This window comes from Halomonas sp. KO116 (assembly GCF_000734975.2).
Classification (GTDB): domain Bacteria; phylum Pseudomonadota; class Gammaproteobacteria; order Pseudomonadales; family Halomonadaceae; genus Vreelandella; species Vreelandella glaciei.
The window spans coordinates 4,523,293-4,536,586 of record NZ_CP011052.1 but is presented as its reverse complement, the minus strand read 5'-3'; the positions used below and the strand labels follow the sequence as shown (position 1 = coordinate 4,536,586).

Sequence of the window (13,294 nt, the reverse complement as noted above, 5' to 3'; positions counted from 1 at the left end):
AGCATTCGCTTGGCGATTAACGATCGGCGTCAACGGTGATGATTACCCGTACTGAATCCAGCCGCAGGCGGGTATTTTCAATCGCTTCACTGAGCGCCTTGCGCTCATCTTTCAGCGCGTCAATTTCAGCGCTGCGTACCGCCGGGTTGTGCTCGGCCAGCGCGGTCAAACGGGCAATCTCGGCATCCAACTGTGCACGCATGCGCGCTTCAGCATTTTCGACAATGCTGGGCAGCTGGCGCTCGGCTTCGCCTTCCCCCTGAGTCAGCAGCTCGCGCAACTGATCGTGACGGCTCTTGATCAAATCCCTCGCCAGCGACTTGTTAACCTTCTGTAAGTTTTTGCCCAAACCGGTGAAGGAGATCTTGCTGGTCAGATTGGCACCTGACTCATCCAGCAGCAGGCGCACCGCGGTGGGCGGCAGGAAGCGGTTAAGGTGCAGTTTCTTGGGCGCCGGGCAGTGGGTGCGGAATACCAGCTCGGCCATCAAGCGTCCGCTGGGAATGGCGTCGTGGCGCAGCAGAGCGAGCGCCGAGTTGCCCATGGTGCCATCCAGCACGCGGCCCATCATTTCCCGCAGCAGCGGGTGTTCCCAAGAGAGCCGCTGCACATCGTCGCGGGCTAGCGCCTGGGAGCGGCTGTACGTGGCGGTAAAGCCTTCTTCGCCTTTAACCAGACCCGGCAGGCCATCCAGCATATGTTGGCTGGGCTGCAGGTGCATCAAGCCCTTGCCGATTTCCTGACTCTCCACGCCGAAAATATCCAGCGCCCGTTCAAGGTAGCGCGGCAATGCGGCGTCTTCGTCAAGTTCGCGCACGGCGTCGATGACCTGCTGAGCGCGGGCAGGGCGGCAGGCGTTGAGTTCCAGCAGCCGGTTACGGCCCGCATCGTGCTCCGCCAATTTGGCGCTGAACATCGTGCGGGTTTCGGCGATAATCTCTTCAAGCGCTTCATCGTCCAGCAGGGCGTCAGCCAGGGCGTCACCAAAGGCATCAAACAGATCGTTGCCGACCCCATGGGGGGCGCTGAACGCATCCATACCTTCGTTATACCAGCGCAGCAGGCGCTCGCCGGGGCTGCCCTCAAAGGTCGGAATATGCAGCTCAATAGCGTGTCGTTGGCCGATGCGATCCAGGCGGCCAATGCGCTGTTCGAGCTGATCCGGGTGCTGGGGCATATCGAACATCACTAGGTGACGGCAGAACTGGAAGTTGCGCCCCTCTGAGCCAATTTCCGAGCACACCAGCACCTGAACGCCTCCATCTTCATCGGCAAACGCCGCTGCCGCGCGGTCACGCTCAATCAAGGAGAGGTCTTCGTGGAACACCGGCGCGTGGTAGCCGCCCAACACCCGTAGCCCTTCGGCAAGGCCTTCGGCGGTTTCCCGGTGGTGGGCAATGACCAGGACTTTTTCGTTAGCGAAGCCGTTCTCGCTGTCGTCGCTAAGCTTCTCCAGCAGCCAGTTAACCCGCGGGTCAATGTGCCACCAGTCTTCGCCGTTGAGCGGATCATTGCTGAGCTCGCGATAGGCCGAGTCGGGATAGATCAGCACATCGGGGTGATCCATGCCGGTCTCGATTAGCAGCTCGTCAAGATAATCATCGTCGCGCTCTAAACGGCGCACGACACGGCGGTAGGCCGAAGGCAATGCTAGCGGCGCGAGGTTTAAGCGCCGTTCCGGAAAGCCCCCTACGTGACGGCGGCTGTTGCGGAACATCACGCGGCCCGTGCCGTGGCGATCCAGCAGCGCTTCACTTAACTGGGCACGTGCAGTGTCCTGCTGCGCTTTGCTGGCCTCCTCGTTACATAGCGTGGCCAGCAGCGCTTGGCTGTCGCGGTCATCGGCTACCGCGGAGACGTGAGCACGGGCGCTAGGGTCGTCAGGCAGCGCCTCCAGAGCATCGATGGCGCGTGCGACCTCGGTGTAGTGGCTCTCTTCGGCTTTGAAGCGCTCCAGATCATGGTAGCGCTCGCTATCCAGCAACCGCAGGCGGGCAAAGTGGCTCTTGATGCCCATCTGTTCCGGGGTTGCGGTGAGCAGCAGCAGACCGGGAATCACCGCCGAGAGCTGTTCGACGCACCGGTAGCCGGGACCGCTGCCTTCTTCACTCCAGTCGAGGTGGTGTGCTTCGTCGACGATCAGCAGGTCGAACTGGCTGGCCAACGCCTGCTCCTGGCGTTGCGGGTTGGCGAACAGCCAGCCCTGGCTGGCTAGCACAAGCTGCGCGCTCTCAAAGGGGTTGTAGCTGCCGTGGGCTTGGCTTTGGGTTTCATCTAACAGCGTGACGTTAAGCGAGAAGCGGCGCAGTAACTCGACCAGCCACTGATGCGTGAGGCTGTCGGGCACCAGTATCAGCGCCCGCTCAACGCGGCCGTTGAGCAGCAGGCGGTGCAGAATCAGGCCGGCTTCGATGGTTTTACCCAAGCCCACTTCGTCCGCCAGGAGTACGCGGGGCGCATGGCGGTTGGCGACTTCATTGGCAATGTAGAGCTGGTGAGGTATCAGGTCGATACGCGGCCCGGAAAAGCCCAGCGCGCTGTGCTGCTCAATACGCTGATAGTGGTGCAGGGTACGAAAGCGCAAATCAAACCAGTCGTTGCGGTCAACCTGGCCGGTCAGCAGGCGGTCACGGGCCTGGTCGAACTGCATGGTATCGGCGAGCTTGGCTTCGGGCAGTTCGCGCAGGTTGCCATCGCTGTCTTCACCGATATAGGTAATCAGGCCACCGGACTCTTTGCTGTCATCAACCACCATCTGCCAGCCGTCGGCGGAGAGCACGCGGTCGCCGCTGCCGAACATAACGCGGGTCAGCGGAGCTTGGCGGGTATTGTAGGTACGGGTTTCCTGACTGGCACTGAACAAAATGGTAACGCTACGGGCGTCGCAGTTAAGCACGGTGCCGAGCCCAAGCTCAGCTTCACCGTCGCTAATCCAGCGTTGGCCGGGAGAAAAATCGCTCATGATGCCTCGGAGGAGTCTGCAAAACGGGTCGTCTGCCGCCGGGGGGAGCATCGGCGGCAACAGGGCGGGGGATTCTAACGCAAAGCAGCGGGGGGATTAAGGTGTATCGACATCAATCTTTTAACCAGCGGTCTAGATGGGCGCGGGTAAGTTCGCCCACATGCACATCTAAGGTATTTCCCTGCTCATCGAATAGCACGGTAGTGGGTAGCCCCGGTGCTGCGAAAAGGGCCATCAGCTGTTGGCTGGGGTCGCGCAGCGCATAGCGAAATCCAAGCTGCTGCTCATCTAAATAGCGCACCATGGGCAGTAGGTCTTCGCCTTGGTTTGCCACCACCACGCTGACACCATCGCGCTGAGCGGCCTCCTCAAGCAGCGGCATTTCACGCAGGCAGGGCGGGCACCAGGTCGCCCACAGGTTGACGATAATTAGATCAGCGTTGTCGGTCAGCGAGGGTAGATATACTTCATTGCCTCCCACGTCCTCAAGGGTGACCTCCGGCAGAGCGTCAACCGCAAAGTCATTGCCTAGGGGTGCCAGGGTAACCAGCACCAGCCATAGGCTGGAGGCGGCGACCAGCATCGCCATCGCACCGCCCATAGCCAATAATCGCGCCCGCAGCGTCCAGGCTGTCCATATCAAGCCTGCCGTCATCCCCCATAGGCCGTGGTAGCCGGGTTGCCATACTTTGAGCGCTTCAAGCGGGGCGTCGCTATAGCTATCCAGGTTGAGGATAAGGTGGCCCACCCGGGCGCTGACTAACCAAACAATGATAAGCCCGGTAAACCAGCGCTGCTGGTCACGCTGGGGAAGGCCCAGCAGTAACCGTGCACAGAGTAGCAACAGCAGCGCGCAGCCGATGGCATAAAGGCGCGGTAATGAAATCAGCAGTGGGCCGAGAGCGATGGCATTCATGATTTTCTCGTGAAGCAGGTACACTGGCAGACCATACCATGCGAGCTACAAATTACGGAGACGTTATGCCCCCACCCGCTTTTGATAGGCTGCGCGCGCTAGCGATCGGCTCCCAGGCGATTGGCTTAATTCTGATAATTACGTTGGAAACGGTGATGGGTAACGCCGCCCGCCCCTGGCAGGGTTGGGTGTTGGCTGCGATGCTGGTTACCGCGTTAACGATTGCGCTGGTGCGGCTTTATCGCCACAAGCGCCTTCAAAAGCAGCTTGCTGAACGCAGGCGATTGCTAGAGGAAGACGACGAGCGTTAGAAACCGATGCTTGTGTTTTTGGCGTTCCAGTTCCAGATTAATAGCAGCCTTAACGATTGTCCGCTGGGGCATACTAAAAAAATGCATACATTTTTATCTCACTGGGAGCGACAAATAACATGATCAACAAGCGCGCATTAGCCACCGCTGTGGCGGCTTCAACTCTGGCAATGACCGGATTAGCCCAGGCAGAGGTCAAAGTTGGCTTCTTGGGCGGCTTTACCGGGGGAATTGAAAGTTTAACGCCACCCATTTTTGAAGGGGCGCAGCTAGCCGTTGAGCAGATCAATGAGCAGGGCGGTATTTTAGACGGCCAAACATTGGTGATGCCGTCCGGCGATACGACCTGTTCCGATGCATCGGCTGCCTCTAACGCCGCCGATCGCATGGTGAACTCTGAAAATGTCACCGCGATCGTCGGTGCGCTGTGTACTGGTGCGACCATTGCCGCGGCTAACAACGCTGCTATTCCCGGTGGCGTATTGATGGTTTCGCCTGCGTCTACCGCCCCTGCGGTATCGGAGCTTGATGACAACGACCTGGTGTTCCGTACCGTGCCGTCAGACGCCTTCCAGGGGGAAATGCTGGCTAAGCTACTGCTTGAAAAAGGCATTGACGCAGTGGCGGTGACCTACGTCAATAATGATTACGGTCAGGGCCTTTCTGACGCCTTCAGCGCCGCGTTTGAGGCCGGTGGCGGCGAGATTGCCGAGAACCTGGCCCACGAAGATAACCGCGCCGACTATCGCTCTGAGCTAGGCTCGCTCTCGGTGAGCGGCGTTGATACCCTCGTCGTGCTGGCCTACGCCGACACTTCGGGGCAGACGGTACTGCGTCAAGCCTACGAAAGTGGCATGTTTACCCAGTACGTAGGTGCTGACGGCATGGTCGGTGATAGCCTTATCGAAGCTATCGGTGCAGACGTGCTGGATGGCATGATCGCCACGCGCCCCGGCAGCCCTGATCTGCCCGGTACCGATATCTTTATCGAAGCCGCCGAAGCTGCTGAACTGGATCCAAGCGCAGTATTTGCCGCCCAGGCCTATGATGCCGCTTTCCTGATCGCATTGGCGATTGAGCAGAACGGCAGCGCTGAGCGTGAAGGCCTTTCAGAAGCGCTGCGCAGTGTTTCCAGTGCCCCCGGCGAGGTCATTCTGCCCGGCGAGTGGGAAAAAGCGGTTGAGCTGATTGCCGCGGGCACCGACATCAACTATGAAGGCGCCTCTGGTTCGCATGAGTTTGATGACAACGGCGACGTGCCTGGCGTGGTGGTCGAGATGGCTGTGGAAGACGGCACCTTTACCAGCAAAGGTCAGGTTGATCTTTAAGCTTCCCGCTGAGCGTTAAAATAAATGCCCGGCTGTTACCAGCCGGGCATTTTTTTATGAGTCAGCAGCTGAGAGGATCAACTGTGGCTTTTGATCTTCTCGGGTAGTAGCCCTTTGGGCGCAAAGCGCAGCACCATGGTGATCAGTAAGCCAATCACCAGCACCCGTGCCTGTAGGGCGCGGCTATCCATATTGCCCGGTGCATCCCAGCCGAACGCACCTTCGCCAAAGGCCACCGCTAACTGCATTAAGAACAGCGCCAGGGGCTCGGACATAATCCAGATGATATACACCGCCACGGCGCCAAAAATGGTGCCCAGGTTATTGCCCGGCCCGCCCAGAATCACCATCACCAGCACTAGGAAGGTATGGTTCAGCGGCAGGTAGCCTTGTGGGTCGAAGAGGCTGTTGAAGGTGCCCAGTATGCCGCCGCCCAGACCCATCAGAATGCAGCCCAGCACGAAGATTTCCAGACGCCGTTTGTTGATGTCCTTACCCATCGCCGCCGCAGACACTTCGTTATCGCGAATGGCCCGAATCATTCGTCCCCAGGGGGCGTTGTAGGCACGATTGAGCAGAAAGAAGATTACCGCAATGATCACCGCGGTAAACGAAAGGTAGATGGCACGCGACAGTGTAAAGCCCAGCTCAGCTGGCCCCGGTGTTGGCCAGGGTAGCGGGGAAACCGTGGCGGTGCCGCGGGTTAGCCAGTCAGAGTTTTTCAAAAACGCCTTGATGATCTCGGCAATGCCCAGGGTGGCAATAGCCAAGTAATCGCTGCGTAAGCCCAAACAGATATGGCCAATAAAGTAGCCGACGCCACCTGCCAAGGCGCCCCCGACAATCCAGCCGATCCAGGGCGGTAAGCCTAGCCCACCGACGAAGCCTGCCTGGCTTTCAATCGCATCAGTGACCTCGCGTAACTGGCTAATAACCACCAGGTAAAGCACGACGCCCAGTACCACCGCGATAAAGGTACGCAGGGGCTTGGGCACACCCAGGCGATCTAGTTTGCTGGCGCCCACGATCAGTAGGGTAGCGGCGGCACCGTATAGCAGCACGCGGCCAAATTCGCCGGGTAGCGCAGTGCCCCAGAAGGCATCATTGACCGGCACGCTAAAGAACATCGCGCAGAAGCCGCCCAGAGCAACAAAGCCCATCACACCAGCGTTAAACTGCCCAGCGTAGCCCCACTGAATGGTTAACCCTAAGGCAAGAATGGCGTAACAAGCTGCTTCTACCAGCATGCGTGTGCTATAGGCGGCGCCCATGATGGCATAGACCGCTAACACTGCGACCAGCAGTGCACCGAACAGGACCAGTTCGCGCAGTGGAAAGCGGCGCTGTTGGGTGGCGTCTTGGGGCGTGTAGGCAGGGTTGCGCGTTTTTTCTGAATGGCTCATTAGATCACCTTGCCTTTAAACAGTCCGGTGGGGCGCCACACCAGAATGGCTACCAGAATGAAAAACGGCACCACAATTTTGTACTCGGTACCCACAAAGGCCAGGTTTGAGGGGAGCTCTAACCAGGTGGGCAGACTGTCGCGGAAGGGGCGCAGCAGCACGTTCCAGTTAAACACCGCCAGTGTCTCGGCAAAGCCGACCACAAAGCCACCGACAATCGCCCCATAAGGGTGGCCCACACCGCCCACGATGGCAGCAGCAAAAATAGGCAGTAGCAGGAAGAAGCTTAAGTCGGGCTTGAAAGTGACATCCAGGGAGAGCAGCGTCCCTGCAATGGCGGCCAGGGCACCCGCAATGATCCAGGTTACCGCCACAATGGTATTGGTATTGATCCCCGATGCCTGGGCTAGCTCAGGATTATCCGACATGGCGCGCATTGCCTTGCCTAGCCGCGAACGGTTAAGAAAAAGGTGCAGCGCCACAACAGCGACGAGGGTAATCACAAACAGGTAGATTTGCGGTTCGGTTACCACAATCGGCGCCCGGGCGCCCTCAAAGGGTAGTGCCAGGCGAAAGATCTCCTTGCGATCATCTACATAGAGGCTCTGCCCGCCGGTACCGGAAAACAGGCGAATCAAACCCTGCAAAATTAACGTGACACCCAGTGAGCCAATCACTAACACGATTGGCTTTACCCCATGGGCGCGTAGCGGCTTATAGAAGGTTTTGTCGATCCCCACCGCTAAGGCGGCAGTAAGCAGCATCGCCAGCGGCAGCATTAAAACCGCCGTTGGCACGCCGATGCTGGCGCCCGCTGCTGGGAACAGTGTGGTAAGCAGCAGCACCATAAAGGCGCCGAAGGTCATCATATCGGCATGGGCAAAGTGGGCAAAGCGCATAATGCTGAAAATCAGCGTTACCCCAATGGCCCCGATGGCATAAATGGAGCCGCTTACACTGCCCGAAATCACCACATTATTGATGAAAAAAACCAGTTCGTTCACGTGTATCTCCCTGGGGCTAGCCGCCCAAAAAGCTTTTGGCGACATCGGGGTCGGCAAGCAGTGCTGCCCCAGTGTCGGTAAAGCGGTTTTGGCCAGCGGCCAGCACAAAGCCTTTATCGGCTATCGCGAGTGCCTGTTTGGCGTTCTGTTCCACCATCAAAATACCCACGCCAGCGGCGTTGATCTGTTTGACGCGGTCGAAAATCTCATTCATATACAGCGGCGACAGCCCCGCGGTGGGTTCGTCCAGCAACAGCAGGCTCGGCTCGGCCATCAAGGCGCGGCCCATGGCGACCATTTGGCGCTGTCCACCGGAAAGCTCACCGGCAGGCTGGCGGCGCTTTTCGTACAGCGGTGGGAAAAACTCATAGATCTGAGCGAGCATGCGCTTGACGTTTTGCGGCTTTAAAAAGGCGCCCATCTCCAGGTTTTCCTGCACCGAAAGGCTGGGGAAAACGTTCTTCTCCTGGGGCACAAAGCCCATACCGCGCTGCACCAGCTGGTTAGGCGGTAGATTTTGGATCGGCTGGCCGTTAAGCAGTATCTCGCCCTGATTAACATGCAGCAGGCCAAAGACGGCTTTCAGCATGGTGGATTTGCCCGCCCCGTTAGGGCCGACGATCACACCGACCTCATCGGCTTCCAGCGTCATGTTTACCCCGTTAAGGATATTCATGCCGCCATAGCCGCCGTGCACATCGCGTGCGTCGATTAATGGCCTGGTTGTTGATGACATAAGCAAAGTATTCCAGCAAGGTCGCTTGGCAGCGACATCATTATATTAATTGGCTAATGGGAGAAAACGTCACGCTTAAGCGGCATCGGTACCGAAGTAGGCCTCAATGACCTCAGGATTATTCTGGATATCGTTGATATGCCCCTCCACCATCACGCTGCCTTGAGCCAGCACGATAACCGGATCGCAAAGGCGGGCAATCATCTCCATATCGTGCTCAATGACCAGGAAGGTGTAACCCATTTCGCGGTTGAGCCGCTCAATATTGCCGATCAAGTCGCCCAGCAGGGTGCGGTTTACCCCGGCAGCGATCTCATCAAGGAGTACCACCTTGGCATTGGTCATCATGGTGCGGCCAAGCTCCAGCAGCTTCTTCTGGCCGCCGGACAAGTTGCCCGCTAGCTCATTACGCACGTGGTGCAGGCCGACGAAATCAATCACCTCCAGCGCGCGGCGGCGCACCTCGGCTTCTTCTTGGCGCACTATGCCTGGCTTTAACCAAGCGCTAAAAAGGCTTTCTCCCGCCTGTTTGGGTGGCACCATCATGAGGTTCTCCAGCGCGCTCATCTGGCTGAACTCGTGGGCAATCTGGAAGGTACGCAGCAGGCCTTTGTGGAAACGCTGGTCGGCACTAAGCGCGGTAATGTCTTCACCATCGAGCAGAACGCGGCCGCTATTCGGGGCTAAAGCGCCGGCAATCAGATTAAACAGGGTAGATTTGCCTGCGCCGTTAGGGCCGATCATGCCGGTAATGGAACCCTTCTCCACCTGAATGGAGCAGTCGTTAATCACCTGTAAGCCGCCGAACGCTTTGTTGACTCGCTGTACATCAATAAGAGGGTTCATGGTGTCTCCACGCGATACAGGCGGCTAAAAAGCCGCCTGCGCACTGTTATTAAGTTGTTTGTTGTGGTTTTTTTAGCCAACGCTGGCTGGCTGCAAAGGCCCCAATCATGAGCAGCGCACCGAGGGTGGGGATCAAATAGCCATCCACCTGAGGAATGGTGCGTAAAAACACAAAGGCCACCGCAGCAGGCGCCACAAAGCGCACCAGAAAACGCCATAGCTTAAACCAGGTGACGCTGCTGCCCAGTTCTTTCATCACTTCACTCTGGGTTAGCGCCCAGCCGGCAAACAGCGCTATCAGCAGACCGCCCACCGGCATAAAGATATTGGTGAGTAGCTCGATAAACTCAAACGCACTGCGCCCAAACAGGCTATGGAATATCGTCCCCTCGGCCCAAATGTTGAAGCTAACCACGGTCAGCAAACCCATTGCCCAGGCGGCGATAACCATGATCGTGACCGCCTGTGGCCGGGTCATGTCAAAGCGCTCCACCAGGAAGGCGGCGACGGGTTCGATCAGCGAAATAGAGGAGCTGATCGCGGCGCCGAGCACCAGAATAAAGAATACGCCGCCGACCAACGCGCCAAAAGGCATCTCGGCAAACGCCAGCGGAAGGGTGACAAACATCAGTCCAGGCCCTTGCCCGGTCTCTAACCCGGCGCCAAACACCAGCGCAAAAATAGCCAGGCCCGCCACCATCGCCACGGCGGTATCGACGATGGCGACAGCAAAGGCGGTGCGGGTCAGTGAGACATCGCTGGGCATGTAGGCGCCGTAAGCCATGATGGCCCCCATTCCCAGGCTCAGGGTGAAGAATGACTGCCCCATGGCCTGTAGCCAGCCCTCAAGGCTAAGGTCGGCGATATTAAAGGTAAATAGAAAGCTGGCGGCGGCGCCTATATCGCCATTCACCACGCCGTAGGCCAGCACCACCAACAAAATCACAAACAGCGCGGGCATCATAATGCGCAGGCCTGATTCGATTCCTTTGTGAATGCCCATACCCACAATTAGCGCGGACGCCGCAATGAAAAGGGTGTGATAGAGCGTCATTAGGCCGGGGGAGGCCAGCAGGGCGTCAAAGCCAGTGCCAATGGTTTGCGCATCGGCGCCCACCAGCGAGCCGGTCAGCATTAGCCAAGTGTAGTGAATCGCCCAGCCGGCAATTACCGAATAGAAGCTTAAAATCAAAAACGCCGAGGCGGCGCCCAGCCAACCAATAGTTTCCCAGGCGCGGGAAGTGCCGTGGGTTTTGGTTAGGTGACGCATGCCCATAATCGGGCTCTGGCGGCTGGTGCGGCCGAGCATGATCTCGGCAATCAGAATGGGAATGCCGACGGCAAAGATCGTCAAGGCGTAGACCAATATAAAGGCACCGCCACCGTTTTCACCGGTCAGGTAGGGGAAGCGCCACAGGTTGCCCAGACCGACCGCGGAGCCAACTGCGGCGAGAAGAAAAGTGCCTTTATGCGTCCAGACGTTATGACCGCTCATGGGTAAGAGTGTCCGTAGTTGGGCGTCAGAATGGGGTGGTATCCAAACGCCTGTATGAATATAGCGATGTCAGCGTGCCTTGGACGCGCTGAATTTAGCGTTACTGTGCGATAGAACGCGCCGCCTTTCCAGCGTATTAGCGTTTAGGCTGCGTTTAGGGAGCTATCTTGGCAAAGGTAGTGGCAAAGGGGTGAACGCTGGGAGCTGATGTTAGCGCAGAAGGGCGAGGACATAAAAAAACCCGCTTTCGCGGGTTTTTGGGTACTTACTGCTTGGAGCGGATTACTTCTTGCTGTAACGCTTACGCTCGGTCTCTTTCAACAGCTTTTTACGCAGGCGGATGTGCACCGGCGTGACTTCGACGAGCTCGTCGGAGTCGAGGAACTCGATGGCCTGCTCCAGGGAGAACTTAACCGGTGGGGTTAATACGATGTTTTCATCGTTACCGGTGGAGCGCATGTTGTCGAGCTTCTTGCCTTTGGTGGGGTTAACCACCATGTCATTAGCGCGGTTGTTGATGCCGATCAGCATGCCTTCGTAGACTTCCGTGGCGTGATCGATAATCAGCTTACCGCGCTCTTGCAGCGCATACAGCGCATAGGCAAGGGCTTTACCGTCAACCATCGAGACCAATACGCCGTTACGACGCTCGATAGAGGCATCAGGCTTCAGCGGGCCGTAGTGATCAAAGCGGCTGGTCAGGATGCCGGTGCCGGAAGTCAGGGTCAAAAACTGGCCACGGAAACCGATCAAGCCGCGGGCAGGAATGATGAAGTCCAGGCGAACCCGTCCTTTGCCATCCGGCAGCATGTTGGTCATCTCACCTTTACGGTAGCCCAGCTCTTCCATGATAGAGCCCTGGTGCTGCTCTTCACAGTCGATGATGACCTCTTCGTAGGGCTCCTGCTTCTCACCGTCGATCTCTTTGATGATCACTTCGGGGCGGCCTACGGCTAGCTCAAAGCCTTCACGACGCATGGTTTCGATCAGCACCGAGAGGTGCAGTTCGCCACGGCCGGAAACCTTGAACTTCTCAGGGGTTTCGCCCTGTTCAACGCGCAGTGCCACGTTGTGAATCAGCTCTTGATCAAGGCGATCCTTGATATTACGGCTGGTCACAAACTTGCCATCTTTACCGGCGAACGGTGAATCGTTGACCTGGAAGGTCATTGAAACGGTCGGTTCGTCGACAGACAGCGGCGGCAGTGCTTCGACCTTGGCCGGATCGCATAGCGTATCCGAGATCGACAGATCGTCGATGCCGGTAACACAGACGATATCGCCCGCGGTGGCTTCGTTGGTCTGCACGCGCTCCAGGCCCATATGGGTCATGACCTGACCGATTTTGCCTTTACGCACATTGCCGTCAACGCCGATGATCGACACCTGCTGGTTCGGTTTCACCGCGCCACGCTTGATGCGACCCAGGCCGATAACGCCCACATAGCTGTTGTAATCCAGCGCGGAGATCTGCATCTGGAACGGGCCATTGAGCTCCACCTGAGGTGGATCAACGATATCGACGATGGCCTGGAACATGGGGTCCATGTTGTCAGCCAACTCTTCAGGATCCATACCAGCAATGCCGTTTAGGGCAGAGCAGTAGATGATCGGGAAATCGAGCTGTTCATCAGACGCGCCCAGGTTATCGAACAGATCAAAAATCTGGTCGATAACCCAGTCAGGGCGTGCGCCGGGGCGGTCAATTTTGTTGACTACCACAATCGGCTTGAGGCCCTGGGCGAAGGCTTTCTGGGTCACGAAGCGAGTTTGCGGCATCGGGCCATCAACGGCGTCTACTAGCAGTAGCACCGAATCGACCATTGACATGACGCGCTCAACCTCGCCGCCGAAATCGGCGTGCCCAGGCGTATCCACGATGTTGATGTGGTAGCCGTTACCGTGGCTGTCTTGCCACTGAATGGCCGTGTTCTTGGCCAAAATGGTAATGCCACGCTCTTTCTCCTGGTCGTTTGAGTCCATGATGCGCTCTTGACCTTCTGCTTTACGGTCAAGGGTGCCGGACTGGCTCAGGAGTTTGTCGACCAGTGTGGTTTTACCATGGTCAACGTGGGCTATGATCGCGACGTTGCGCAGGTTATTAACCGCGCTGGAGTTTTGCTGGTTTTGCATGCTGAGAGAGAACTCTTGTGAACACCCGTTTGTCCACGGGTCGGAAAATGCGGGTCGCAAGGGCTGGCAATTTGCCGACCATCTTGGCTCAGGGCTTGCGTCCAATGGCTATTCTACCATGTCAAAGGCTTCTCTGATATTACTGGAGCGCTTATCGACC

10 protein-coding genes are annotated in these 13,294 nt (G+C 57.7%); 2 read left to right on the top strand and 8 right to left on the bottom strand.

The features are described from left to right. Positions 1–16: 16 nt before the first annotated feature. Together rapA and KO116_RS20820 are read right to left on the bottom strand one after the other, a co-directional pair. Positions 17–2,962 (bottom strand): RNA polymerase-associated protein RapA, encoded by a 2,946-nt coding sequence (rapA, locus tag KO116_RS20825; protein WP_035563991.1) that lies wholly within the window; start codon positions 2,960–2,962, stop codon positions 17–19. Positions 2,963–3,074: 112 nt separating this feature from the next. Beyond that, the gene (locus KO116_RS20820) at positions 3,075–3,878 is read right to left on the bottom strand and encodes a TlpA disulfide reductase family protein (RefSeq protein WP_035563994.1); all 804 of its coding nucleotides are present in this window, start codon (positions 3,876–3,878) and stop codon (positions 3,075–3,077) included. A gap of 65 nt (positions 3,879–3,943) precedes the next feature. Here KO116_RS20820 and KO116_RS20815 point away from each other — a divergent pair, with 65 nt between their 5' ends. Further along, positions 3,944–4,189: a hypothetical protein gene (locus tag KO116_RS20815; protein ID WP_035563996.1), complete on the top strand. Its 246-nt coding sequence runs from the start codon at positions 3,944–3,946 to the stop codon at positions 4,187–4,189. A gap of 119 nt (positions 4,190–4,308) precedes the next feature. Continuing rightward, complete coding sequence (locus KO116_RS20810) at positions 4,309–5,517, top strand: ABC transporter substrate-binding protein (protein WP_035563999.1); 1,209 nt, start codon at positions 4,309–4,311, stop codon at positions 5,515–5,517. 77 nt (positions 5,518–5,594) lie between these two features. On the opposite strand, the gene KO116_RS20805 is transcribed toward KO116_RS20810, so the two are convergent. From KO116_RS20805 to typA, 6 genes are all read right to left on the bottom strand, one after another. After that, positions 5,595–6,920, bottom strand: coding sequence for a branched-chain amino acid ABC transporter permease (locus KO116_RS20805; protein WP_035564002.1), 1,326 nt, complete (start codon positions 6,918–6,920; stop codon positions 5,595–5,597). Beyond that, positions 6,920–7,924, bottom strand: a complete 1,005-nt coding sequence (locus KO116_RS20800; protein WP_035564004.1) for a branched-chain amino acid ABC transporter permease — start codon at positions 7,922–7,924, stop codon at positions 6,920–6,922. Before KO116_RS20800 ends, KO116_RS20805 begins: the two co-directional genes overlap by 1 nt. A gap of 16 nt (positions 7,925–7,940) precedes the next feature. After that, positions 7,941–8,660: an ABC transporter ATP-binding protein gene (locus tag KO116_RS20795; RefSeq protein WP_022520879.1), complete on the bottom strand. Its 720-nt coding sequence runs from the start codon at positions 8,658–8,660 to the stop codon at positions 7,941–7,943. A 75-nt stretch (positions 8,661–8,735) separates the two neighbouring features. Beyond that, a complete protein-coding gene (locus KO116_RS20790) occupies positions 8,736–9,506 on the bottom strand; it encodes an ABC transporter ATP-binding protein (protein WP_035564006.1) in 771 nt (256 codons plus the stop codon). Positions 9,507–9,555: 49 nt separating this feature from the next. After that, complete coding sequence (locus KO116_RS20785) at positions 9,556–11,001, bottom strand: sodium-dependent transporter (RefSeq protein ID WP_035564008.1); 1,446 nt, start codon at positions 10,999–11,001, stop codon at positions 9,556–9,558. Positions 11,002–11,283: 282 nt separating this feature from the next. Then, entirely contained in the window at positions 11,284–13,134 is a 1,851-nt protein-coding gene (typA, locus tag KO116_RS20780) for a translational GTPase TypA (RefSeq protein ID WP_035564011.1), read from the bottom strand. Positions 13,135–13,294 lie beyond the last annotated feature (160 nt).